The following is a 25,614-nucleotide window of genomic DNA, read 5'->3' on the forward strand; positions in this document are numbered from 1 at the left end:
CCTTATGCCAAATTATGTCGCATTTTCGGCGCCCATGGGCTGCCAGGCGACAATGTGGGCGTGCACCGAGGCCGGATCGGGATCGCTGGCCAAGATTTGGCGGAAGGCGTCGCTGGAAAACATTTCCGCGATTTCCGACAGGATTTCCAGGTGCTGCTGGGTGACGTTGTCCGGGATCAGCAGGAATACCAGCAAACTGACCGGTTCGCCATCCGGCGATTCGAACGGAATCGGCTCGGCCAGGCGGACAAACGCCGCCAGCGGTGCTTTCAAGCCCTTGACCCGGCCGTGTGGCACGGCGACGCCATGGCCGAGACCGGTGGAACCCAGGCGCTCGCGCGCAAACAGGTTATCGGAGACGGTAGAGCGGGCAATGCCGCAGTTGTTTTCGAAGAGTAAGCCGGCTTGTTCGAAAGCACGTTTTTTACTGGAGACTTCCAGATCCAGCGCCACATTTTGTGCGGGCAGGATTTTTGCAAGATTAGTCATAATACAAATTGGTTTGCGGTCCAGTATGGATGGTTGTGTCTTAAGAGCCGCCATCGCTAAAAACCCAGCGCTGCATGTAGAAAACATACTAGACATGTCAATTTCGGGGCTAGGCTGCGGCGCGTTGCTGCTTGGCCGCAGATTCTACTACAACGCCTCCCCGATTTGGCCCTGGTCAGCATGGCTCAGGTTACGGTGCTTATGACACCCTTAGGGCGCCGCTACAGCGCCGATTCGGTTTCTATTGGCGACACCCAACCCGAATTATAGACTTGATTCTGGCCAACAACATCAACTTGCAGTGATGCTAGTCGCTGAATAGTGTGATGTTTTACTTAACTTCGAAGCGTGCGAAGACGAGCCAGACATCGCCATTGCCTTTGTTTTGCGACAAGCGAGGTACGTAAGAGCCCATTAATTTAGCTCCCTTGACGCCAAGAGATACGACCGGCAAGGCGATCGGGAACGGCGCGCCGCCGAAATAATCCTGGCGGCTCATCAGCATCGCGGTATAGCCGGCGCCGACTTCGACCGGTGTCTTGGGCACGTTCCAGATCCATTCATAGGCGTAGCCGGCCATGATCTGCGGCCGCCAGTGGGAGTCGCGAATCGCAAACAAGTACAGGGATTCATCATTGCCGTCGGCATTGCGAATGGTGCGGCCACCACCCAGGCCCCAGGCCTTTTCGTTCAAATCCCGAATTTTTTCTTCGGTATAGGTACGGCGGCCATGATAAGCGTAGCCAGACAGATACACTTCCATGTCGCCGTTATCAACGATGTTATCCAGGCGGTTCTTGGTTTGCGTAAACGTCTTGCTGAACCAGCCGGTGGTGTCAGGGGTTTCCTGAGCGTGGGCCGAGGCGCACATGGCGGCGATGGCAGTCATGCCGGAGAGAATTGCGATCCTTTTGACGGCGGGAAAACGAGAAAAAATAGTCATAAAAAAATAGAGTCCTTTGCAGCGAGGTGGTACGGTAGACGCTGGGTCACTTTGCGTCAATATCCCCACTAATTTAATGCGTATTTATATACATAAGTGCTGTCTTTTTGCTACAAATGTAACGATTTGTGTGTTACTGCCTTGCTTGACGCCAATTTGACGGTGGCTGCCCGGTGGAAAAATTGCTGCGCCACGGATTGATGTCAAGGCCGCCGCGGCGGGTGTAGCGCGCATACACAGACAGCTTTTGTGGTGAACAGTTGCGCATGATGTCCATAAATATCCGTTCGACGCATTGCTCGTGGAATTCGTTATGGTCGCGGAAGCTGATCAGGTAGCGCAACAGGCTTTCCTGGTCGATGGCTGCGCCGACATAATGGATTTGTACGCTGCCCCAGTCCGGCTGGCCGGTGACCAGGCAATTCGATTTGAGAAGATGCGACAAAAAAGTTTCTTCTACGACAACTTGATTCGGATCGGCTTTCAATAACGACGGATTCGGCTGGTACTCGCTGACTTCGATATCCAGCCGGTCGAGCAACAAGCCTTGCGGTTCCTGCAGTTTCAGACTGCCAAATGCATCTGCCGTGGTCACCGTCACATGCACCGGCGCTCCGAAGCCGGTCGATAAATCGGTACGCAACAGTTGCAACAAGGCATCTGTATCCGCCAATTTGGTTTGATTGAAGGAGTTCAGGTACAGCTTGAACGACTTCGACTCGACGATATTCGGAGAATCTGCCGGCACCGTGAAAGTGGCGATAGCCACCTGAGGCTTGCCACGCGCATTGAGCCAGGACACCTCGTACGCATTCCAGATGTCGACGCCGAAAAACGGCAAAGTGCCGCTAACGCCGATTTCATCGCGCTTGCCTTGACGGGCGATCGGGAACAGCAACGAAGGCTGGTATTGGGTCTGGTAGGCGGCGGGCTTGCCCAACGGCGAAGCGTCGGGCGTATTTGGTATGGTCATGGCTTCTGCTTGTACGTATGCGTAAAAGCAGTATTTTGCCAGATAAGCATGAATCCCCGATATTCACAGCTTGATGGCGGTTATCGGGAGACGCATTTGACGATGAGGCCCTTAGCCGAGAAACAGCTTATAGACCGGATTGGCGCTTTCATCCCAATAGCGATAACCGAGGCTGGAAAGGAAAGTACGGAACGCTTTCATTTCCTTTTTCGGCACTTGCAGTCCGACCAGGATGCGGCCGACGTCGCCGCCCTGGCTGCGGTAATGGAACAGGCTGATATTCCAGTTAGGCGCCATCGAATTCAAAAAGCGCATCAGCGCGCCCGGGCGTTCCGGGAATTCAAAGCGGTACAGCAACTCATCCTGCGCCAGTGCGCTCTTGCCGCCGACCAGATGGCGGACGTGGACCTTGGCCAGTTCGTCATGGGTCAGGTCGAGCGTGCTGAATCCGTGCTTTTCGAAATTCCTGGCGATCTGGCTGGCTTCGTCGCGGTTTGAGATCGCCACGCCGACAAACACGTGCGCGGTCTTCTCATCGCTGATGCGGTAGTTGAACTCGGTCACGTTGCGTGGTCCGACCAGTTCGCAGAAACGGCGGAAGCTGCCGCGCTGCTCGGGGATGGTGACGGCGAACACGGCTTCGCGCAGCTGGCCGATATCGGCCATTTCAGCGACGAAACGCAGGCGGTCGAAATTCATGTTGGCGCCGGAGGCGATGGTCACCAGCGTCTGGTTCTTGATCGCCTTGCGCGTGCCCTTGGCCCGTTCGACATAAGCTTTGGCGCCAGCCACCGCCAGCGCGCCGGAAGGCTCGAGGATGCTGCGGGTATCCTGGAACACATCCTTGATGGCGGTGCAGACGGCATCGGTATCGACCAGAATCACTTCATCTACATACAAACGCGCCAGGCGGAAGGTTTCTTCGCCGACCAGCTTGACCGCCGTGCCGTCTGCAAACAAGCCGACATCCGGCAAGGTCACGCGGCGGCCGGCGGCCAGGCTGCGCGCCATGCCGTCGGAATCCGTGGTTTGCACGCCGATGATCTTGATCTCGGGCCGCACCGCCTTGACATAGGCGGCGATGCCGGCAATCAGGCCGCCGCCGCCGATCGGCACGAAGATCGCATGGATCGGGCCTGCGTGTTGGCGCAGGATTTCCATGCCGATGGTGCCCTGGCCGGCGATCACATGCGGATCGTCGAAAGGGTGGACGAAAGTCAGCTTGAGTTTCTTTTCCAGCGTCAGCGCGTGGTTGTAGGCGTCAGTATAAGAATCGCCGAACAGCACCACATCGCCGCCGCGAGCGCGGACCGCGTCGACTTTGACTTGCGGCGTTGTGGTCGGCATCACGATCACCGCGCGGCAGCCGAGCTTGGCAGCCGATAGCGCCAGGCCCTGGGCATGGTTGCCGGCCGAAGCGCAAATCACGCCACGCTTGAGCTGCGCCGGGGTCAGGCTGGCCATCTTGTTGTAGGCGCCGCGCAATTTGAAACTGAATACGCTTTGCATATCCTCGCGCTTGAAATAAATCTGGTTTTCAATTCGCTGCGACAGCGTTGAGGCCAGTTCAAGCGGGGTTTCGACCGCGACATCGTAGACGCGGGCGGTGAGGATTTTTTGCAAATAATCTGTAGTCATGTCGTTAGTCAGTAGCGGTCCGGTAGCATTTTGAACGTGATCGGCAACAGGATCAGGCGGGGGAAACAGCCGGTCATTATAATGGAGGGCTTTTTTAGCGCCACCAGGTTTTTCGACCGCACAGCAAACAAGCGCATCTTGAGGCGCTGCGCGAGCCGATCTGCCGTATTTATGAATTGTTTTCCATGATCGAATCTGCTGTTTTATGGCTGCTCAAGACGCTGGCCGTGCCCACCGTGGGCCTGACTTCCGTCTTTGTCATCAGTTTTGTCGCCGCCACTTTGTTGCCGCTAGGCTCCGAGCCGGCGGTGTTCGCCGTAATCAAGGGCAATGGCGCGCTGTTCTGGCCGGTGATTTTTGTCGCCACCCTGGGCAACACCCTGGGTGGCGTGGTCGATTACTGGATGGGCTACGGCGCCAAGCAGGCCTTCGCGCGCGAACGTGGCAGCAGCTGGTTCGGCTGGCTTGAACGCTATGGCGCGAAGACCATGCTGCTGGCCTGGGTGCCGGGCATCGGCGACCCGATCTGCACCTTGGGCGGCTGGCTCAAGCTGCCGTTCTGGCCTTCCGTCATGTACATGGCGATCGGTAAATTCCTGCGCTACATCATGGTGGTCTGGCTGCTGTTGCATGTGCCGGATGGCTTCTGGCGTGCGGTCGCGACCTGGCTGGCGTGACCTGAAATAAAGCGTGGATTTTTGCGGCGCACTATTATATATTGCTCTGAATCAACACTGGTTTGCATGCTTCTTTGAAATCGAAATCCTTCGAGGAGAGAAGGCTATGAACAAACTGGACATCAGGGAGATTTGTGAGCGCATCGCAGTGCAAGCGCCGTATTTTGCATTCACAGAATTGTGCGGCGTACCGAATCGGATAGTCCGAGGAACGTTTTCATCGGAGCAGCCTTTAGGTTTTGAAAATGGTCCGGTAGCCTCGGCCGAAATCGGCCGTCACCTGGCAATTCTCGGTTCTTGCGCCGCCGTCGCCTGGCAAGCCGCACCGCAGGCTTCGCAAATCTATTATCTGGCGACCAAGGCGCGCTACAGCAAACTGCATGACGTCGCACCGCGCGCATCGGGCGCTTCGTTTCAGGCCACGGCGGAAGTCTTGCACCAGGACCGGCGCACGCTGACCGCGCAAGCCATCATCTCGGCGGAAAAGCCGTTTGCCCATCTGTATTGCGAATACCAGGCGTTAACGGAGCCGGTGTTCCTGCGCCTGTTCAAAGATTACCGGGTGCCCTCGGCGCCATCCCACGATCATTCGCCATACAGACAATCGGTACAGCTGGAGTTTGACGCCGCCATCGGCCATTCCCTTATCGCCCGTAGCAAGGCGCTGGCGCCGGCTCGCTGCGCCGGGCATTTTCTGGACTATCCGGCCTGGCCGGTTGCCATCATCGTCCACACGGTGGCGCAAACCACGAGCAGGTTGCTGCATCACCTCCTCGACAAGGAAGTCAGCTACACGGTGGTCAAGTGCGATCTTTCTGCGCATCAACTGGTGCCGGCATCGGAGCCACTTTCTTTCCATACCAGTTGTATTACCGCTTCCGCTTATCTCTCGCACTACGTATTTGAAACCCGGGTAATGCGGCAGGACGAAATCGTCGCCACGGTGCTTACCGAATTGCAGGTGTGAGCCGCGGCTATGTATGAATTTTATTCAAAGTACACGCAACATCGCTGGCGTAATCAGCAATAAAACCACATACGGCAGCATGCGCAACGGCCAGGCCCGCTTACGAAGCAGGTGAGAGAGGCCGAAGTAGGGATTTCTGGTGGATAACGATACGGGCGTCATGGCAAAACTCCTTGAAAACAGGCGGCTCAGCCTTTGCATTGGCCGTAGTCAGCCAACGTGAGGGCAATGCTTTCCATGATTTCACTGATGATCTGGCTGAACATGAAAGCTCCATAATTTTAGTGGGGGTGAAATCATTATAGGTACTGGCTATTAAATTATAAAAATTGATTGTTTTTATTGTATCGATTGGCTTTGGCTATCTGCAGCACGCCGCTATCTTGCGCTGCACAAATCACCATGTCACCATCGCTAAAGGGCGCAATCAGCTAAAATGATGCTCCAGCAGTTGAAGACAATGCAGTAGTCACTTCTTAAGATCAATGAACGCCCCAGTCAAAATCCAGGCATTATTGTCAGATGCGCCACACGGCGCCACCCCTACGCGATTGCGCGAAATCCCCTATAACTACACCTCGTTTTCCGATCGCGAGATTGTGATTCGTCTGCTGGGTGAAGCCTCCTGGCGCTTGCTCGACGAACTGCGCGGCAAACGCCAGACCGGCCGCTCGGCCCGCATGCTGTATGAAGTGCTGGGCGACATCTGGGTGGTGCGCCGCAATCCGTATTTGCAAGATGATATGCTGGACAATCCGAAGCGTCGCCAGGCTCTGATTGATGCGCTGCATCATCGTCTCGGTGAAGTCGACAAGCGTCGCATCGTCACCGATGCGGCGGAGGAAGGTGGCACGACCCGCGATGCCGGCAGCGATGAAGAAGCCAAAAAGCGCAGCGAAAATGTCGAAGCGTTGCTGGCCGCCGCCAGGAAAGCGATTGCCGCTTTCTCCGACGAATTCCGCCAGACCTACGATCTGCGCAAGCGCACCAACAAGATCCTGGGCCGTTATACCGCCAAGGACAACATCAAGTTCGACGGCCTGTCGCGCGTCTCGCACGTGACCGACGCCACCGACTGGCGCGTCGAGTATCCCTTCGTGGTGCTGACGCCGGACGGCGAAGATGAAATGGCCGGCCTGGTCAAGGGCTGTATCGAACTCGGCCTGACCATCATCCCGCGCGGCGGCGGCACCGGTTACACCGGCGGCGCGATTCCGCTGACGCCGTTGTCGGCGGTCATCAACACCGAAAAGCTGGAACAGCTCGGCGCGGTGGAAATGGCTGTGCTGCCAGGGCTGGATAAAGAATATGCGACGATTTACTCAGGCGCCGGCGTAGTCACCAAGCGCGTCTCCGACGCCGCTGAAAAAGCCGGCTTCGTGTTCGCCGTCGATCCGACTTCGGCGGAAGCATCCTGCGTCGGCGGCAACATCGCCATGAATGCGGGCGGCAAGAAAGCCGTGTTGTGGGGCACCGCGCTGGATAATCTGGCGAGCTGGCGCATGGTCGACCCGAACGGCGACTGGTTGGACGTCACCCGTCTCGACCATAACCTGGGCAAGATTCACGACACACCGCTGGCGCGCTTCCAGCTCGAATGGCGTCATCCGGCCGAAAAGGGCCGTCCAAGCGAGAAACCATTCAAGACCGAAATCCTGGAAATCGCGGGCCGCGTGTTCCGCAAGGAAGGCCTGGGCAAGGACGTTACCGATAAATTCCTGGCGGGTTTGCCGGGGATTCAAAAAGAAGGCTGCGACGGTCTGATTACCTCCGGGCGCTGGATTCTGCACAAGATGCCGAAGCACACGCGCACTGTCTGCCTGGAATTTTTCGGACAGGCGCGCGATGCGATTCCATCGATCGTCGAGATCAAGGATTTCCTCGATGCTGAAACCAGGAAGGGTGGCGCGATCCTGGCCGGCCTCGAACATCTGGACGAGCGTTATTTGCGCGCAGTCGGCTACACCACCAAATCCAAGCGCGGCGTGTTGCCGAAGATGGCCTTGTTCGGCGATATCGTCGGCGACGATGAAAACGCGGTAGCGCAAGCGGCATCGGAAGTGGTACGGATGGCCAACAACCGTGTCGGCGAAGGTTTCGTCGCGGTGAGTCCGGAAGCGCGCAAGAAATTCTGGCTGGACCGCGCACGCACGGCTGCCATCGCCAAGCACACCAACGCCTTCAAAATCAATGAAGACGTCGTGATCCCGCTCAATCGCATGGGTGAGTACACCGACGGCATCGAGCGCATCAATATCGAACTGTCGGGCAAGAACAAGCTGCAATTGCTGGGCGAATTACGCGATTTCCTGCTCAAGGGCAATCTGCCACTGGGCAAGGGCGACGACGCCGACGGCGATGATATTCCGGCCACCGAAATCCTGGAAGACCGCGTGAACCAGGCTGAACAATTGCTGGCCGATGTCGAGGCGCGCTGGACTTATCTGCTGGCGAATCTTGACTTGCCGCTCAAGGATGCCCAGCAGCAGCTGGTGCAACTGGGGCTGGAAAAACTCGGCCTGGTATTTGATGAGCGTTTGCGTACGCAACCGGAAGCGACGGTATTCGATGTGGTGCAGGACCGCACCATCCGCGTCTCCTGGAAGCAGGAAGTACGCGCTTTGCTGCGGCAGATTTTCAACGGCGCTTCGTTCAAGCTTATCCTCGACGAGTGCGGCGCGATTCACAAGCGCGTGCTGCGCGGCCGCGTGTTCGTCGCCTTGCACATGCATGCCGGCGACGGTAACGTCCATACCAACCTACCGGTCAATTCCGACCACTACGAAATGCTGCAGGATGCGCATGCCGCGGTGGCGCGTATCATGGCTTTAGCGCGTTCGCTGGACGGCGTGATTTCGGGCGAACACGGCATCGGCATCACCAAGCTGGAATTCCTGACCGAAGATGAAATCAAGGATTTCCGCAGCTACAAACTGCGGGTCGATCCGGAAGGCCGCTTCAACAAAGGCAAGTTGCTCAACCTGCCGGGTTTCGAGGCTGACCTTAGCAATGCTTACACGCCGTCGTTCGGCTTGATGGGCCATGAATCGCTGATCATGCAGCAAAGCGATATCGGCGCCATCGCCAACAGCGTCAAGGATTGCCTGCGTTGCGGTAAATGCAAACCGGTGTGCGCCACCCACGTGCCGCGCGCCAACCTGCTTTACTCGCCACGCAACAAGATCCTGGCCACTTCGCTATTGGTGGAAGCCTTCCTGTACGAAGAGCAGACCCGGCGCGGCATCTCGATCAAGCATTGGGAAGAATTCGAAGACGTCGCCGACCATTGCACCGTCTGCCACAAGTGCCTGACGCCATGTCCGGTCGATATCGATTTCGGCGACGTCTCGATGAACATGCGCAACCTGCTGCGCAAGATGAACAAGAAATCGTTCAATCCCGGCACCACTGCGGCCATGTTCTTTCTCAACGCCACCGATCCGGCCACTATCAACATGACCCGCAAGGTCATGACCGACTGGGGTTTCAAGGCGCAGCGTTTCGGCAACGACATGCTGAAGAAATTCGCCAAGAAGCAGACCAAGAAACCGCCGGCCACGGTCGGCAAGGCGCCGATCAAAGAACAGGTGATCCACTTCATCAACAAGAAGATGCCGGGCAACCTGCCGAAGAAGACTGCGCGCGCCTTGCTGGATATCGAAGACGACAAGATCGTACCGATCATCCGCGATCCGAAGAGCACCACCGCCGATACCGAAGCCGTGTTTTATTTCCCGGGTTGCGGTTCGGAGCGGCTGTTCTCGCAAGTCGGCCTGGCGACACAAGCTATGCTGTGGCAAGTCGGCGTGCAGACCGTGCTGCCGCCTGGCTATCTGTGTTGCGGCTATCCGCAACGCGGCTCGGGCGATTTCGACAAGGCCGAGAAGATCATCACCGATAACCGCGTGCTGTTCCATCGCATGGCAAATACCCTGAACTATCTCGACATCAAGACCGTGATCGTCTCCTGCGGCACTTGCTACGACCAGTTGCAGGGCTACCAGTTCGACAAGATTTTCCCTGGCTGCCGCATCATCGACATCCACGAATATCTGCTGGAGAAAAACCTCAAGCTGGAAGGCGTCAGCGGCACGCGCTACATGTATCACGACCCTTGCCACAGCCCGATGAAGCTGCAGGATCCGATGAAGACGGTCAACGCGCTGATCACCACCGAGAACGGCGCCAAGATCGAGAAGAACGAGCGTTGCTGCGGCGAGTCAGGCACCTTCGGCGTCAGCCGTCCGGATGTCTCGACCCAGGTGCGCTTCCGCAAGGAAGAAGAGATGAACAAGGGCGCGGACAAGCTGCGCGCCGATGGTTTTGTCGGCGATGTCAAGATCCTCACGTCCTGCCCGTCTTGCCTGCAGGGTTTGTCGCGCTACAACGATGACTCCGGCACTACCGCCGATTACATCGTGGTGGAAATGGCGCGTCACCTGCTTGGTGAGAACTGGTTGCCGGATTACGTTGCCCGCGCCAACAACGGCGGCATCGAACGAATTTTGGTGTGACCATGGCAGAACATCCGATTGATTGCGAATTGTGCAGCGGCGACGGTGGAGAAGTTCTCCACCGCGCCGAAAAGTTTCGTGTGGTGCTGGTGGACGATGCAGCCTATCCGGGTTTTTGCCGTGTCATCTGGAATAACCATGTCAAGGAAATGACCGATCTGCCGATAGCTGATCGCAGCGCATTGATGGCTGCGGTCTGTAAAGTCGAATCCATTGTGCGCGCCGTCATGCAGCCGGAAAAAATCAATCTGGCCAGCCTCGGCAACATGACGCCGCATCTGCACTGGCACGTAATTCCGCGCTATCTGGACGATGCGCAATTTCCGAGTCCTGTCTGGGCGGCAGCCGAGCGGCAAACGCCACCGTCCAGCCTGGCGCAACGGCAGGCATTACTGGGCGCATTGCGTTCGGCAATGGTTGCACAGTTTTAATCGTCTTTAATCGTTTTTAATTTTACCTAGTCCATCACCATGACCGGCTCCAAACAATCCGCACCTGCTCCTGTACCGGTGTCTTTCACAGTGCACAAGCAATCGTGCAAGCTGGAAGTCGCTTTCGACGACGGCGCGGTTTTTTCGCTGCCGTTTGAACTGATGCGCGTCTATTCGCCGTCCGCCGAAGTCAGCGGCCATGGCCCCGGCCAGGAAGTGCTGCAAACCGGCAAGCGCAATGTCGAGATGGCGGCGCTGGAACCGGTCGGCAATTACGCGGTCAAGCCTACCTTTTCCGATGGCCACGTCAGCGGCATTTTTACCTGGGCTTATCTGTACAAGCTGGGTCACGACCAGGATGCGATGTGGGAGGATTACCTGCGCCGGCTGGAAGATGCCGGACACGGCCGGGAAGCCGGTCGCGATTTGTCCATGACCAGCAAGTCAGCGGGCGGTCACGGTTGCGCATAAATCCCCGGCTTTGTGTACAAGCCGGTTGTCTGCATCGCCTACGAACTGGCCGCATTTCTTGTTTTGACTCCCATCTCACGCAGTGCATCGCCGATAGCATGCACTGCTTGCTGCATTTCTTCAGCGCCGATCGCTCCTATGCAACCAACGCGGAAAGTCTCGGCCTGAGTCAATTTTCCCGGGTAGAGAATAAAACCTTTATCGCGCACCCGGTTGTAAAAATCCTTGAATTCATAACTCGCACTTTTCGGCGCGTGCATGGTGACGATGATCGGCGCCTGGATTTTTGCCGGCAGAAACTGGATCAGGCCGAACTCGCGCATGCCGGCCATCAGCGTGTCGTAGTTTTTTGTGTAGCGGGCTAGTCTTGCCGGCTGACCGCCTTCGGAGAAGAACTGGTTCAAGGCCTGATGAAAAGCCACCACGATATGCGTCGGCGGCGTGAAGCGCCATTGCGTGGTTTTTTCCATGTAAGCCCATTGATCGTGCAGGTCGAGCGACAGGGAGCGCGAGTTACCCGCAGCTTTTTCCAGCACCGATTTGCGCACAATCACAAAGCCCATGCCCGGCGGCCCTTCGATGCATTTGCCGCTGGCGGCGATCAGGGCGTCGAAGCTGATCTTGGCGGCGTCGATTTCCAGCGCGCCGAAGGAACTCATGGCATCGATGATCAGGCTTTTCTTGTGAGCTGCCACGACCTCGGCGATTTCGGCCAGTGGGTTCAGGATACCGGTGCTGGTTTCGCAATGGATCACGCCGACGTGAGTGATGCTACGGTCATTGTTCAAGACGCGCTCGACGTCGGCAGCGGTGGTCGGCACATCGTCAGCTGTCTCAAATACCGAGACCTGGCGTCCCATCATTTCTACGATCTTGGCCATGCGCTTGCCGTAGGCGCCGTTGATCAGCACCAGCATATGGCCGTTGCGCGGCAGCAGGGTATTGATCGCCGCCTCTATCGAAAACGTGCCGCTGCCTTGCATTGGCACGCAAACGTGGCTGTCGTGGGCGTTGGCGATATCCAGCAACTGCTTGCGGACCTTGGCGGTGATGGCGTTAAACGAGGCATCCCATGAACCCCAGTCCTGCAGCATGGCGCTCTTGGTGGCGAGCGAGGTGGTCAATGGACCGGGGGTCAGAAGAATCGGGTCGCGGCTTTGCAGGCTCATGATATTTCCTTTGGTCTGGTGCGGGATGTTGGTTGTGTTTCAAACAGGTTCAGGCTTGGCGCCAGCTTTGCGCCTTCTTCAGCAGTACACGCGTGGCTAATGCGTACAACAGGCAGACGATGGCCGAGGTCAATGCGATCAGGGTGCCCATCGCCGCCGCCGGGCCGATCTTGCCTTCGGCTTCCAGGTTCAACAGCGCCACCGAAGCCAGGGTAGTGTCGGGCGAATACAGGAACACTACGGCCGAAATGGTGGTCATGGCATTGATGAACAGGTAGCGGCCGATATCCAGGATCGCCGGCAGGCAGACCGGCACCGTGACGCGCATGAAGGTTTTATAGAAAGGCACCTTGAGCGAAGCCGAGACGGCTTCGAATTCATTGTCGATGGCTTTCAGGGCGGTGACGGCGGTGAGATAGCTGGAAGTAAAATAATGCACCACCGTCGACAGCACCAGGATCGCCATGCTGCGATACAGGACGTTGAGCGGATTGTCTGGATGGTTGAAGAACATGATGTAACCCAGGCCGAGCACCAGGCCCGGCACGCCCATCGGCAGCATGGCCAACAGGCGGATCACCGGCCGCGCCGGCGCCATGCCGCGAGTCTTCTCGACCAGATATGCGCTGCCGAAGATCAGGACGATGCCGCTGACGACAACATAGGCGGCCAGCCGCAGGCTGTTGAAGTACGATTCCAGGATGCCGTCCTGGACCAGGCCGAAGTAATAGTGATCCCATACCAGCGTCAGGTTGTAAGGCCACAGCTTGATGAAAGAGGTGTAGACCGCCATGCCCAGCACTGACAGCAGCATCAGGCAGACGATGGCGCAGTAGGCCAGCATCAGCGAATCGAAAACGCGATGCCGCTTCGGTACGAACGGCACAGCGCGTGCCGACAGCTGCGATTGCAGTTTGCGGCGGATCGTGAAATCGATGGCGAAAGCCATCAGCGCCGGCAACAGCAGCAGCAAACTCACTACTGCACCTTTGTTGAAATCCTGCTGGCCGATGACCAGTTGATAGACGTCGATGGCCAGCACATTGAAATCGCCGCCGATGACTTTCGGCACGCCGAAATCGTTGACGGTGAAAGTGAACACCACCAGCGCCGCGCTGATCAGGCCGTACTTGGCGCCGGGCAGGGTGATGGTCCAGAATTTACGCAGACGGCTGGTGCCCAACGATTCTGCAACTTCGTACAGGCGGCCGTCAGCCAGCGACAGCGCAGTGATCAATATCATCAACGCATGGGGAAACACGGCATAGCATTCGCTGATGATGATGCCGATCGGGCCGTAGATCGACGCGCCGCCCAGCAGTCCTTTGAGCACGCCCTGGGTGCCGAACCATTGGATGAAAGAAATCGCCGCCAATAGCGACGGCGCCAGGATCGGGATCAGCGACATGGTGCGGAACAGCCGTTTGCACGGCATCATGCTGCGCGTTAGTGCGTAAGCGAAAGTAAACGCGGCGGGGATCACCAGCAATGTCACCGAAACCGCAATCAGTAACGTGTTGAACACCGATTGCCGCAACGCCGGGGTCGACATGTAGTCGCTGAACTGGCGCAAGCCGACGAATGCGCCGTCCTTGTCCTGCACGCTTTGAATCAGGATCATCAGCACCGGCATCAGCAGGAACACGGCCAGCCCGGCGCACACCAGCAACAGCAAGGCGTGAGCAACGCGGTCGTGCCAGTGGCTTTGCCGGCGGCCAGCCACGGCGGGTGCGCCGTTCGCCGATAGCGGCATGACACCGAGCCTGCTGGCCTGCCGGTTCATGCCGCCACCGTCTGGCATGGTTGGTGATCCGGATAGACGCGGATGCGCTCCGGAAGCAGGCCGTAACGCAGTTTGCTGCCAATGCCCAGCCCCATCTCTTTCAACAAATTGAGCGACATTGACGCCACCACCGGCTGCTGCTCCATGCCCTCCAGCACCACGGTCAAGTAACTGAACGCGCCCAGGAATTCTATTTTTTTCACTTCCGCCATGGCGTGGCTGCGGGTGCGCTGTTCCACGTTGCGGGCGACGAAATCCTCCGGCCGCAGATAAACCTTGACCGGCTCACCTGCAGCAATATGATCGAGCAGCGATTCGCAATGAAAATCCAGGTGACCGATACGGAAGCGGCCATCACCGAGAGATACGCCGCGCAGGATATTGACCTTGCCGACGAACGAGGCGACGAACGGCGATTCCGGCTGCAGATAGATATCCTGCGGCTTGCCGCATTGCTCGATGGCGCCATGGTTCATCACCACGATGCGGTCGGCCATGGTTAGCGCTTCTTCCTGGTCGTGGGTAACCATGATGGTGGTCACGCCCAGCCGCTGCTGCAACTGGCGGATTTCGCTGCGCAGCCGTACCCGCTCCAGCGCATCCAGTGCCGATAGCGGTTCGTCCAGCAACAGCAGTCCCGGAGAGGTGGCCAGCGCCCGCACCAGCGCAATCCGTTGTTGCTGGCCACCGGACAATTGCCCCGGAAATTTCTTGCCGCTGGTCGGCAAGCCTGCCAGCGTCAACAGTTCCTGCACCCGCTCGGCGATGGCGCCGCGGCTCTGACGGCGGTTGACCAGGCCATAGGCGACGTTGTCGGCGATGGTCAGGTTGGGGAACAGCGCGTAAGACTGGAACACGATGCCGTAGTCGCGCTTGATCGGCGCCAGCCAGGAAATATCCTTGCCGCCCTGGATGATACGGCCCTGGTTCTGGCTTTCCAGGCCGGCGATAATGCGCAGCAAAGTGGTCTTGCCGCAGCCGGACGGCCCAAGGAAACAGACGAATTCGCCTTCGCCGACGCTCAGGTTGATATCGCGCAGCGCATGGAAACTGCCGAACGATTTCGAGATGTTTTCCAGTGTCAGGTAAGGCTGCGCGGTAAGGCAAGGATTCTGCTGCGGCATGATGGCTATTCTCCGGATGGCTCGTGGCTTGAGATTGACGGTGATTTATTTCTTTTCCGCCTTGGAGTTATAGCGCGTGCCCCATTCAGCCAGGATCCGTTCGCGGTTCTTGGCGGACCAGTTGAAGTCATTCGGCGCGATCAGCAGCTTTTCATAATTGTCCGGAATCCCTTCCACCTTCTTGGCGATGCCGGGATAGGCGACGATGGCCCACCAGTTGGCGCTGACGACGTTGGCTTCCTTGCTGCTCATCCAGTCGACCAGTTTTTTTGCCGCTTCCAGGTTCTTGGTGTTCTTCATGATGCCGCTGGCTTCCACGTCCCAGCCCAAGCCTTCTTGGGGGAAAATCAATTCAATCGGCGCGCCGCTGTTCTTGACCTGATGGCCACGGAATTCAAACGAAATGCCGATCGGGAATTCGCCGGTGCCGGCCATGGTGCAAGGTTTGGAGCCGGAATGGGTGTACTGCGCGATGTTCTGGTGCAAGGCATCCATGTACTGCCAGCCTTTGGTTTCGCCGAACATTTGCAGCCAGGCGGTGACGTCCAGGTAGCCGGTGCCGCTGGAAGCTGGATGCGGCATGACGATCTGGCCTTTGTAGACCGGCTTGGCCAGGTCTTGCCAGCTGGTCGGCTTCGGCAAATTCAGCTTCTTGGCTTCTATCGTATTGAAGCAGACCGTGGCGCCCCACACATCCATGCCGACCCAGGTCGGCGGCCGCGCCGTATCGACGTAGGCCGGGTTCAGCTCCTTCATGCCTTGCGGTTCATACGGCAGCAGCATGCCTTCCTGGCCCAGCAGCGCCAGGCTGGTGGCGGCGAGGCCGACCACGACGTCGGCTTGCGGATTGTTCTTTTCCGCCAGCAGCTTGGCGGTGACGACGCCGGTGGAATCACGCACCCAACGGATCTCGACGCCCGGATTGGCTTTTTCGAAGCCGTCCTTGTACTGCTTCATGGCGTCGGTTTCCAGCGCGGTGTAGACCAGCAAGGAAGTCTTGGATTGGGCGTGGCTGCTGGATGTGGCCAGCATGAAACCTGTGCCAAGCAGGGCGGTTAGCGCCCCGGCCGCTGCGCCGGCGCGCAGGATTCGTGCAAATTGCTGCTTCATTGTCATCTCCTCAGATGGTGAGCAAATCGTCTACCGCAATGTTGTCGTTATTGAACTTCGGTAAATCTATAGTCACGCGGTTTCTTCGCAGTTTCTTTCCGCCGCTATTTTTATTGCATCATGTCTTATGTATTTTGTTGACAATCTACACGTTGTTAAATTAAAGTGCAATCACCAACTCGAAAAAAAAGAAAACGCCATGACAAACAACCGCACCATGAACACCATCGCCCTGGTCCAGAAAAATTCCCTGCCTTCATTGGTACAGAAGGAGCTGGAGCGCATGATCCTGGCCGGCGACCTGGTCGCCGGCGACAAGTTGAATGAAGTCTCGCTGGCGGAAATGCTCGGCGTTTCGCGCGGTCCGGTGCGCGAAGCATTCCGCGCGCTGGAAGAGGCTGGACTGGTACAGCAGGAAAAAAACTGCGGCGTCTTTGTGCGCCAGATCTCGGTCGAAGAAGCCGATGAAATCTATGAAGTGCGCGCGGCGCTGGATGAACTGATCGGCCGCAAGCTGGCGACCATCATCAAGCCGGTGCAGGTGCAAGAATTGCGCATGCTGCTGGAACGAATGGATGGCATGGTGACCCTGGGCGATGTCGACGGCTACCTGAAACTGAATCTGAGCTTCCATGATGCGTTGGTACAGTTCACCGCCAACAAGAAGCTGTTGCATACCTATCGCCGCCTGGTCAACGAGCTGAATCTGTTCCGCCGCTCGGCGCTGGCGCAAAAAGGCAGCTTGCCCACCTCCACCACCGAACATCACCAGATCGTCGATGCCATCGCCGCCGGCGATGCGCAAGTCGCAGGCGACATCATGCGCGAGCATGCGGTGGCCGGACGCAACCGCATGCACAAGGCACAGGCGCAAAAAGCGGCCTCGGCTGAACAAATAACGTTGAAATAACCGTCTCCGACTCATTGCGAAGGTAATCCCATGTCCAATACCAAAATCACAGGCACCCTCAGCGTCAATGGCCGCAATTACCCGGCGATGCAACAGCCGCTGGTCGTGGTCTGCGTCGATGGCTGCGAGCAGGAATACGTCAATCAGGCGATACAGGCCGGCGTCGCGCCGTTCCTGAAAAAGATGGTGGAGCAGGGCACGATATTGAGCGCCGATTGCGTGGTGCCGAGCTTTACCAATCCCAACAACCTGTCGATCGTGACCGGCGTGCCGCCTGCCGTGCACGGCATTTGCGGCAATTACTTCTACGACCTGGAAACCAAGCAGGAAGTGATGATGAACGACGCCAAATACCTGCGCGCCGCCACCATCCTCGCGACTTTCGCCGACGCCGGCGCCAAGGTCGCGGTCATCACCGCCAAGGACAAGCTGCGCGGCCTGCTGGGCCACAAGATGCGCGGCATCTGCTTCTCGGCGGAAAAGGCCGACCAGGCGACGCTGGAACAAAACGGCATCGACAACCTGCTGGAGCGGGTCGGCATGCCGCTGCCATCGGTGTACAGCGCCGAGTTGTCCGAGTTCGTGTTCGCCGCCGGCGTCAAGCTGCTGGCCAGCGAACGGCCGGATATCATGTATCTGTCGACCACGGACTACATCCAGCACAAGTACGCTCCCGGTACGCCCGGCGCCAATGCCTTCTACGCGATGATGGATCATTACCTGACCCAGCTCGACACCCTGGGCGCGGTGATCGGCCTGACTGCCGACCATGGCATGAACGCCAAGACTGACAGCGCGGGCAAGCCGAACGTGATTTATCTGCAGGACGTGCTGGATGCCAAGGTCGGGGTCGAGAAGACCCGCGTCATCTTGCCGATTACCGATCCTTATGTGGTGCATCATGGCGCGCTCGGTTCCTACGCAACCGTCTATCTTGGCGCCGCCGCCAACGCCGCCGAGATCGCCGACAAGATCCGCGCCATCCCCGGCATCGAACTGGTGCTGACACGCGAACAGGCGGCGCAGCGCTTCGAGTTGCCGCCAGACCGTATCGGTGATCTGGTGGTGGTGAGCGAACGCTTGACGGTGATCGGCACTGCCGCCAGTCGGCACGACCTGTCCGAACTGAAACTGCCTTTGCGTTCGCACGGCGGCATCTCGGAACAACGGGTGCCACTGATGTTCAACCGCAAACTGAGCGCCATTCCCGCCGATCACAGACTGCGCAACTTCGATGTGTTTTATCTGGCGATGAACAACGCGCAGTAGATTCCAACCATCTGACAAAAATGACCTGAGGATCTGAGGACATGATGCTGACCGAACTGAGCAAGCTCAAGCAGGGCGAACCTTTACATCAAGACATGCGGATTGCCGGCAAGCTGGTCGGCAACCCGCGCCGCATAGAGATTCGCAATCCCTTCAACGGCGCGCTGGTAGGTTCGGTGCCGAAGGCCACGGTCGAAGATATTCGCCACGCCTTCCAGGCGGCGCGGGCTTTTCGTTCGCCGCTGACGCGCTTTGATCGTTCGCGCATCATGCTGCGCGCAGCGGAACTGCTGCGCGCCAATACCGACGCCATTTCAGATCTGATCACAGCGGAGGCTGGTCTGTGCAAGAAAGACAGTCTGTACGAAGTCGGCCGTGCTTGCGATGTATTTGTGTTCGCCGCTAACCAGGCGCTGGTGGATGACGGCCAGGTGTTTTCCTGCGACCTGACGCCGCACGGCAAGCAACGCAAGGTCTACACCTTGAAGGAACCGCTGCTGGGCGCCATCTCGGCGATCACACCGTTCAATCATCCGCTTAACCAGGTCGCCCATAAAGTCGCGCCATCGATCGCCACTAACAACCGCATGGTGTTGAAGCCGACCGAAAAGACGCCACTGTCGGCTTTACTGCTGGCGGATATCTTGTACGAAGCAGGCTTGCCACCGGAAATGTTTTCGGTGGTGACCGGCGATCCGGCTGAAATCGCCGACGAGATGCTGACCAATCCGGACGTCGATCTGGTGACGTTTACCGGCGGCGTGCCGATCGGAAAATACATCGCCGGCAAAGCGGTATACAAACGGCAGGTGCTGGAACTGGGCGGCAACGATCCGATCATCGTGATGGAAGATGCCGACCTGGAAGAAGCGGCGACGCTGGCGGTTTCCGGCTCGTACAAAAATTCCGGCCAACGCTGCACTGCGGTCAAACGCATGATCGTGCATCAGGCCGTGGCGGACGAATTCGTCGATCTGCTGGTGAGCAAAACCAAGGCCATCAAATACGGCGATCCGATGGATCTGCACAACGACATGGGTACCGTGATCGACGCCCGTTCCGCCAGCGCCTTCGAAGCCAAAGTGAATGACGCGCAAAAGCGCGGCGCCAAGCTCTTGTTTGGCAATATCCGTGATGGCGCAGTGTATTCGCCGACGGTGCTGGATCATGTGCCTGCCGATTGCCAGCTGGTCGCAGAAGAAACTTTCGGTCCGGTATCACCAGTCATCCGTTGCACCGATATTGCCGATGCAATCCGCATCTCGAATTCGACGCCTTATGGTTTATCGTCGTCGGTATGCACCAACCGTCTCGATTACATCACCCGCTTCGTGCGCGAACTGGAAGTCGGCAGCATCAACGTCCGCGAAGTCCCGGGTTATCGCCTGGAGCTGACGCCGTTCGGCGGCGTCAAGGATTCCGGCCTGGGTTACAAGGAAGGCGTGCAAGAGGCGATGAAAAGTTTTTGCAATACCAAAACTTATTCTCTGCCCTGGAATTAACCAGCAACTAATCCGGAACCGAACATGCTCACTGTCCCGCAAATCTGCGAACTCTTCGAACAAGGCGGCCACGAAATGTATAGTGGCGAGCCGGTCAACCAGCTCCAACACGCTCTGCAATCGGCCACGTTGGCCGAGCAAAATGGCGCACAACAGGAATTGATCTGCGCAGCCTTGCTGCACGACCTCGGCCACCTGTTGAATCCGCAAGGCGAGACGCCCTCCGCGCGCGGCGTCGACGATACCCATCAGTATTTCGCTATCCCTTATCTGCGCGGCCTGTTCGGTCCGGCGGTGCTGGAGCCGATTCGCCTGCATGTCGACGCCAAACGCTACCTGTGCGCGACCGATGCCGGTTATTGGGGGCGCCTGTCCGAAGACTCCAAGCGCAGCCTGGAACTGCAGGGCGGCGTTTTCTCCGTCACCGACGCCGAGCAATTCATTTCCCGTCCCTACGCCGCAGATGCGGTCAGGCTGCGCCTGTGGGATGACCAAGCCAAGGCGGCAGGAATGGCGACGCCCGATTTACAGTATTTTTCCAAGCTGATGAACGCTTGTAAAGTGGCCCCAAGCCGGACCGAAGTAGCGTAACCCGGCACGACCTTATTTAGGATAGATGATCCATGCGCCCATTCTGGCTGGAAGATGCATTATTCGCCGACGGCGAGCTGGCTCCCGCATTGCAAGGCCGGCAAAGCGCTGACGTCGGCATTGTCGGCGGCGGCTTTACCGGCCTGTGGACGGCGATCCAGTTGAAACAGCAGAATCCGGCGCTGGACATCGCTATCATCGAAAGCGATCTGTGCGGCGCCGGCGCCAGCGGCCGCAATGGCGGCTGCCTGCTGACCTGGTCGACCAAATTCTTTACCTTGCGGCGGCTGTTCGGCGAGGCTGAAGCGATACGCCTGGTCAAGGCATCGGAGGCGGTGGTCGATCATATCGGCGACTTTTGCCGCGAGCACAAGATCAACGCCGAGTTTCGCCAAGACGGCACGCTCTATACCGCCACCACCAAGGCGCAATTGGGGGTGCTGGACCCGGTGCTGGACGAATTGAAACGGCAAGGCATCAGTTCTTATCATTCCCTGCCAGACGCCGAAGTGCAGCGCCGTTCCGGCTCCGCACGCAATCTGTCCGGCGTATTTTCCCCGATGGCGGCGACCATCCACCCCGGCAAGCTGGTGCGCGGCCTACGCCGCGTAGCGTTGGCAATGGGGATCCGGATCTACGAAAGAACGCCGATGCTGTCGTTCACGCCCGGCGCTACCGTGACATTACAAACACCTGCCGGCAGCCTGCAGGTCGGCAAGATGGTGTTGGCGATCAACGCCTGGATGGCCAGCCGCTTTCCGCAGTTCGAACGCACCCTGGCGGTGGTTTCCAGCGACATGATAATCACGGAAAAGTGTCCAGAACTGCTGCAGAAAATCGGCTTGACCGATGGCGTTTCGGTGCTCGATTCACGTACCTTTGTGTTTTATTACCGCAGCACCGAAGACGGCCGCCTGATGTTGGGCAAGGGCGGCAATACCTTCGCCTGGCGCGGCCGCATCCTGCCGGTATTCGACCAGCGGTCGCCGTATGAGCAACAGCTCAAGCGCAGCCTGCATGAATTCTTCCCGGCGCTGGCCGACGTCCCGATTACCGCCAGCTGGAACGGACCTTCAGACCGTTCGGTTACCGGTTTTCCATTCTTCGGGCGGCTCGACGACATGCCGAACGTGTTCTACGGTTTCGGCTACTCCGGCAACGGCGTCGGCCCCAGCTATATGGGCGGACAGCTGTTGTCATCGCTGGTGCTGGGCCTGGACAACGCCTGGAGCCGCAGCCCGCTGGCCGCCGGCCCGCGCGGACAGTTCCCGCCTGAGCCTTTGCGCTATATCGGATCGCTGGTGGTGCGCGATGCGATCCGCCGCAAAGAGCTGGCTGAAGACCAGGACCGCAAGCCATGGCTGCTGGACCAGATGCTGAGCAAGCTGGCGAGTGCTGCGGGCAAGGCGGACAAGGCTTAGCTACATGACTTGGCTATTGTCGAGCAGATTAGGGCATTCCTTGGGATGCGACAGATAATCGCTCAACCACGCAGACACCTTATCGGCTTTTGACGCCACCTCGGCATTGAAGCCGCTGCTGGTGAGCAAGGCAATGCCGTTGGGATCAACCAAGATACCTGGCGCCAGGAACATATCGTCATGCGATCCAGCCTTGCGCTCGACGCGCAAGGGCGTCAGCCATCGCTCCAGCAGCGGCGACAACACCAGGTTGTGCGATGAAACCAGCAGCAGCGATCTTTGCGCCAGGCTGTGCAAGACGGCGGCAGCAGCGGACACTGAATCCAGTTGATTGGTGCCGCGGAAAATTTCATCGATCAGGAAAACGCAGCCGGCATCGCGTTCGCTGGCCTGCAGCAGTTCTCGGGCGCGCCGCAGTTCTGCCATGTACAGGCTTTCGCCGCCATTCATCGAGTCTTCGATCTGGATACTGCAGTACACCGGCGCGGAAGACATGCTGGCGCTGGCGGCGTAGCAGAATCCAAAAGCGCGGCCAATGACCAGGTTAAGGCCGATCGTGCGCAATACGGTACTCTTGCCCGCGCCATTCTGACCTGACAGGAAAACTCCCCTGCCATCCAGTGCAATCGAAACCGGCACTGCGTTGCGCGGCAGCGGATTGACCACATCCGCAAATCTGACAAGGCTCGCACGGTCGCGATCTATTCAGCAGATCTGCGACTGATTGCACAGATGGCGCGCCAACGCCAGATCCGCTTCGAGATTGACGGTGAGCTCATAACAGCGCTGCAGCAGCGTGATATTTTCTTCCAGCTTGCGCCTGGATTTAAAATGCTGGCGAATATTGGAAAGCAGGAACCAGTCTGCATAAATTGCGACTCCGGGGATGGCAGATGCCAGTGGCGCACGGGTGAACTTGCCGTGGATCTTCTGCACCTGCGGCAGCAGGCCGACGAATTCATGCAACAGCGCGTGCGGATTGGCCCGCCCTTTTAATCCCAATGATCTGGCCACATTCAGCAATAGTTGTATGGTCTCGAACAAACCTCGGGTCTCACCGATTTCTTCGTCCCAGCGCCCCTGTACATAAAGCACGATAAACAAAGCGATGGCGATGCTAATCATCCACAGCAACGACAGCTTCAGCGCCGCGACCATCAGGAAAATCGCCACCGGAAATAGCCCGGTGTAGCGCAGCCACGGCGGCATCTTCGTCGTGCTGTGGACAAAGAGGGCACCGCCGATTTCGGTCTCGGCCTGACGCAGGGGAGCTATCGCCTGTTCGAGCTGGCCCGACAATACGGGATCTCGCAACAACTGGCGGTAGGGTAGGTGATTCTCGGTCTGCGACCCATCCGGCATGCCGAGCTTGAGCCGCCGATGCAAAACCTGTTGTCCAAAAATACTTGTCTTCGGCGCCAGCAGCTCCGAATAGCCGGCCAAATCAAGATCCTTCCAGGTCTGCGGGTCTATGCAGCGGTCCTGCGACGTAACCGTGCTTTCATGGAAACGCGCAATTTCCTCTCTGGTAAACGGCAAATCCATGGCTGGCGTTTCGACCCCAAACAGCAGCTCAAGTAACTTTCTTCACTGCTTCCGGATGAAACGGGAGCACGACTGGGGCTCGCCGGCAACAGCAAAGCCGGTCGGGATTTTTGCCTGTTCCTGGTGGTTCATCAATTTTTACAAGGCTTTTACGAAATTTGAGCAAGATACTTGAGCAAGATACTTGAGCAAGATACGGAATTAAGCGACTTGTGCCAGGTCGAACACTTGGGTTTCCGACATGATTTAATATGAAGCAAATTCAGCAAATTCAGCGTAACAAGCGAAACACCCGAGTACCGGACTTGTATAATGCCAGTCTGCCAAATAAGGTTGCTGATATGACCAACACCACCCATTTCGGTTATAAAACCGTCTCCGAGGACGATAAAGTCCACAAAGTTGCCGAAGTTTTCCACTCGGTTGCGCCCAAGTATGACGTCATGAATGACTTGATGTCGGCCGGCCTGCATCGCGCCTGGAAGATTTTCACCATTGCCCAGGCGGCGATACGCCCGGGTTTCAAAGTGCTGGATATCGCCGGCGGCACTGGCGACCTGGCCAAGGCTTTCGCCAAGCGCGCCGGCCCTTCCGGCGAGGTCTGGCTGACCGATATCAACGAGTCGATGCTGCGCGTCGGCCGCGACCGTCTCTTGAATAACGGCCTGTCCACCCCCACCTTGCTATGCGATGCGGAGAAATTGCCGTTCCCCGACAATTATTTCGACCGGGTCTCGGTAGCGTTCGGTTTGCGCAACATGACGCACAAGGATGCCGCGCTGGCGGAAATGCGCCGCGTGTTGAAACCGGGCGGCAAGTTGCTGGTGCTGGAGTTTTCGAAAGTATGGGCGCCGTTGAAGAAGCCTTACGACGTCTATTCGTTTTCCGTATTGCCATGGCTGGGCAAGAAAATTGCCAATGATTCTGAAAGCTACCGCTACCTGGCGGAGTCGATTCGCATGCATCCCGATCAGGACACCCTGAAACAGATGATGACGGATGTCGGCTTGGCGCGCGTTGAGTATTTCAATTTAACTGCCGGTGTGGCGGCCTTGCATACCGGCATAAAACTGTAGGAGCTGGCATGAAGATGAAGAGATTTTTACTGATGGTGCTGATGGTAGCCACCACCTTGTCGATGACGATATCGAATGCCGATGCCCGTCGCCTTGGCGGCGGTGGTTCGTTCGGCAAGCAGTCGTCCGGTATTTCGCGCCAGGCGCCAAGTGCACCGTCGCAGAATTTCGGCAACGCCAACCAGGCCAAACCGGCAACGCCTGCCGCCACGCCGGGGGCAATTCCACCTAAGCCGGCCAGCCCGTGGAAGGGCATCCTGGGCGGTGCTTTGCTGGGCCTCGGCCTCGGCGCCTTGATGTCGCACTTCGGCATGGGCGGCGCTTTCGGCTCGTTCCTGTTGATGGCTTTGCTGGCGGTAGCGGTTATTTTCGTTGTGCGGCTGGTCATGCGTAAAAACAGCGGCGGGCCTGCACCTGCGGCTTATTCCGGAGCGAATCCGGGCACAAACGCCTCTTTTGATAGCAATTCTTCCGGTTTTACGCCTGAAATCGGCTCTCGTATCAATTCCGGCCCGGCGTTTCAGTCATCGACATTGCAATCGGCTGCGCCGGCGTCGACAAACGGCGGTCCTTGGGGAATTCCCGCAGACTTCGACGTCCCGGGCTTTGTCCGTAGCGCCAAGACTTACTTTATCCGTCTGCAGGCAGCCTGGGACAAGGCCGACATCAATGACATCCGCGAATTCACCACGCCGGAAATGTTCGGCGAGCTGCGTCTGCAATTGCAGGAACGTGGCGCTTCACCCAACAATACCGACGTCGTGCAGCTGGATGGCGAGTTGATGGGCATCGAAACCATCGGCAACGATTATCTGGCCAGCGTCAAATTCACCGGCCTGATCAAGGAAGTGCCGGAAGCGTCGGCCGAGCCGTTCACCGAAATCTGGAACCTTTCCAAGCCTTTGTCAGGGCAGGGCGGCTGGGTTTTAGCGGGGATCCAGCAGGTCAATGCATAATTGCTAAGCCCGTAGTCGGGTTTTAAGCCGGACAAACTGATAAACTTGGACCGCC

22 protein-coding genes are annotated in these 25,614 nt (G+C 57.9%); 12 read left to right on the top strand and 10 right to left on the bottom strand.

What is annotated here, in order from left to right; translation table 11 throughout:
• Window positions 1-12: 12 nt before the first annotated feature.
• The 4 genes from ABI171_RS20945 to ilvA all read right to left on the bottom strand — a co-directional run bounded on the left by ABI171_RS20945 (window position 13) and on the right by ilvA (window position 4,043).
• Complete coding sequence (locus ABI171_RS20945) at window positions 13-489, bottom strand: PTS sugar transporter subunit IIA (RefSeq protein WP_348094494.1); 477 nt, start codon at window positions 487-489, stop codon at window positions 13-15.
• Between the two features lie 331 nt (window positions 490-820).
• Complete coding sequence (locus ABI171_RS20950; RefSeq protein ID WP_348094495.1) at window positions 821-1,432, bottom strand: hypothetical protein; 612 nt, start codon at window positions 1,430-1,432, stop codon at window positions 821-823.
• Between the two features lie 133 nt (window positions 1,433-1,565).
• Window positions 1,566-2,405, bottom strand: a complete 840-nt coding sequence (gene queF / locus ABI171_RS20955) for an NADPH-dependent 7-cyano-7-deazaguanine reductase QueF (RefSeq protein WP_348094496.1) — start codon at window positions 2,403-2,405, stop codon at window positions 1,566-1,568.
• A 111-nt stretch (window positions 2,406-2,516) separates the two neighbouring features.
• Complete coding sequence (gene ilvA / locus ABI171_RS20960) at window positions 2,517-4,043, bottom strand: threonine ammonia-lyase, biosynthetic (RefSeq protein WP_348094497.1); 1,527 nt, start codon at window positions 4,041-4,043, stop codon at window positions 2,517-2,519.
• A 185-nt stretch (window positions 4,044-4,228) separates the two neighbouring features.
• On the opposite strand from ilvA, the gene ABI171_RS20965 reads away from it, so the two are divergent.
• The 5 genes from ABI171_RS20965 to ABI171_RS20985 all read left to right on the top strand — a co-directional run bounded on the left by ABI171_RS20965 (window position 4,229) and on the right by ABI171_RS20985 (window position 11,103).
• Entirely contained in the window at window positions 4,229-4,720 is a 492-nt protein-coding gene (locus ABI171_RS20965) for a YqaA family protein (protein WP_348094498.1), read from the top strand.
• Between the two features lie 106 nt (window positions 4,721-4,826).
• Complete coding sequence (locus tag ABI171_RS20970; RefSeq protein WP_348094499.1) at window positions 4,827-5,687, top strand: hypothetical protein; 861 nt, start codon at window positions 4,827-4,829, stop codon at window positions 5,685-5,687.
• 485 nt (window positions 5,688-6,172) lie between these two features.
• Window positions 6,173-10,201: an FAD/FMN-binding oxidoreductase gene (locus tag ABI171_RS20975; RefSeq protein ID WP_348094500.1), complete on the top strand. Its 4,029-nt coding sequence runs from the start codon at window positions 6,173-6,175 to the stop codon at window positions 10,199-10,201.
• 2 nt (window positions 10,202-10,203) lie between these two features.
• The gene (locus tag ABI171_RS20980) at window positions 10,204-10,632 is read left to right on the top strand and encodes an HIT family protein (protein ID WP_348094501.1); all 429 of its coding nucleotides are present in this window, start codon (window positions 10,204-10,206) and stop codon (window positions 10,630-10,632) included.
• Window positions 10,633-10,671: 39 nt separating this feature from the next.
• Entirely contained in the window at window positions 10,672-11,103 is a 432-nt protein-coding gene (locus ABI171_RS20985) for a DUF971 domain-containing protein (RefSeq protein WP_348094502.1), read from the top strand.
• Between the two features lie 38 nt (window positions 11,104-11,141).
• Here the strand turns inward: ABI171_RS20985 and ABI171_RS20990 are convergent, their stop codons facing one another.
• From ABI171_RS20990 to ABI171_RS21005, 4 genes are read right to left on the bottom strand one after another with little or no spacing between them, the layout of a single operon-like run.
• Window positions 11,142-12,272, bottom strand: coding sequence for a 2-aminoethylphosphonate--pyruvate transaminase (locus tag ABI171_RS20990; RefSeq protein WP_348094503.1), 1,131 nt, complete (start codon window positions 12,270-12,272; stop codon window positions 11,142-11,144).
• A 49-nt stretch (window positions 12,273-12,321) separates the two neighbouring features.
• Window positions 12,322-14,025 carry a putative 2-aminoethylphosphonate ABC transporter permease subunit gene (locus ABI171_RS20995; protein WP_348094549.1) on the bottom strand — a complete coding sequence of 568 codons (1,704 nt, stop codon included), beginning with the start codon at window positions 14,023-14,025 and terminating at the stop codon, window positions 12,322-12,324.
• Window positions 14,026-14,051: 26 nt separating this feature from the next.
• Entirely contained in the window at window positions 14,052-15,179 is a 1,128-nt protein-coding gene (locus tag ABI171_RS21000) for a putative 2-aminoethylphosphonate ABC transporter ATP-binding protein (protein ID WP_348094504.1), read from the bottom strand.
• 45 nt (window positions 15,180-15,224) lie between these two features.
• Entirely contained in the window at window positions 15,225-16,211 is a 987-nt protein-coding gene (locus tag ABI171_RS21005; protein WP_348094550.1) for a putative 2-aminoethylphosphonate ABC transporter substrate-binding protein, read from the bottom strand.
• Between the two features lie 277 nt (window positions 16,212-16,488).
• Here ABI171_RS21005 and ABI171_RS21010 point away from each other — a divergent pair, with 277 nt between their 5' ends.
• The 5 genes from ABI171_RS21010 to ABI171_RS21030 are packed head-to-tail and all read left to right on the top strand — an operon-like array spanning window position 16,489 to window position 21,982.
• Window positions 16,489-17,199 (top strand): phosphonate utilization associated transcriptional regulator, encoded by a 711-nt coding sequence (locus ABI171_RS21010; protein ID WP_348094505.1) that lies wholly within the window; start codon window positions 16,489-16,491, stop codon window positions 17,197-17,199.
• A gap of 30 nt (window positions 17,200-17,229) precedes the next feature.
• A complete protein-coding gene (gene phnA / locus ABI171_RS21015; RefSeq protein WP_348094506.1) occupies window positions 17,230-18,468 on the top strand; it encodes a phosphonoacetate hydrolase in 1,239 nt (412 codons plus the stop codon).
• 41 nt (window positions 18,469-18,509) lie between these two features.
• A complete protein-coding gene (phnY, locus tag ABI171_RS21020; RefSeq protein WP_348094507.1) occupies window positions 18,510-19,970 on the top strand; it encodes a phosphonoacetaldehyde dehydrogenase in 1,461 nt (486 codons plus the stop codon).
• Between the two features lie 24 nt (window positions 19,971-19,994).
• The gene (locus ABI171_RS21025; protein WP_348094508.1) at window positions 19,995-20,561 is read left to right on the top strand and encodes a phosphonate degradation HD-domain oxygenase; all 567 of its coding nucleotides are present in this window, start codon (window positions 19,995-19,997) and stop codon (window positions 20,559-20,561) included.
• Window positions 20,562-20,593: 32 nt separating this feature from the next.
• On the top strand, window positions 20,594-21,982 hold the full coding sequence (locus ABI171_RS21030) for an FAD-dependent oxidoreductase (RefSeq protein WP_348094509.1): 1,389 nt from the start codon (window positions 20,594-20,596) through the stop codon (window positions 21,980-21,982).
• On the opposite strand, the gene ABI171_RS21035 is transcribed toward ABI171_RS21030, so the two are convergent.
• On the bottom strand, window positions 21,983-22,648 hold the full coding sequence (locus ABI171_RS21035; protein WP_348094510.1) for an AAA family ATPase: 666 nt from the start codon (window positions 22,646-22,648) through the stop codon (window positions 21,983-21,985).
• A gap of 39 nt (window positions 22,649-22,687) precedes the next feature.
• Complete coding sequence (locus ABI171_RS21040) at window positions 22,688-23,527, bottom strand: hypothetical protein (protein ID WP_348094511.1); 840 nt, start codon at window positions 23,525-23,527, stop codon at window positions 22,688-22,690.
• A 341-nt stretch (window positions 23,528-23,868) separates the two neighbouring features.
• Here ABI171_RS21040 and ubiE point away from each other — a divergent pair, with 341 nt between their 5' ends.
• A complete protein-coding gene (gene ubiE / locus ABI171_RS21045) occupies window positions 23,869-24,603 on the top strand; it encodes a bifunctional demethylmenaquinone methyltransferase/2-methoxy-6-polyprenyl-1,4-benzoquinol methylase UbiE (protein ID WP_348094512.1) in 735 nt (244 codons plus the stop codon).
• A gap of 14 nt (window positions 24,604-24,617) precedes the next feature.
• On the top strand, window positions 24,618-25,559 hold the full coding sequence (locus ABI171_RS21050) for a TIM44-like domain-containing protein (protein WP_348094551.1): 942 nt from the start codon (window positions 24,618-24,620) through the stop codon (window positions 25,557-25,559).
• The last annotated feature ends 55 nt before the right edge of the window (window positions 25,560-25,614 follow it).

Source organism: Collimonas sp. (assembly GCF_039923675.1).
Lineage (GTDB): Bacteria > Pseudomonadota > Gammaproteobacteria > Burkholderiales > Burkholderiaceae_D > Collimonas.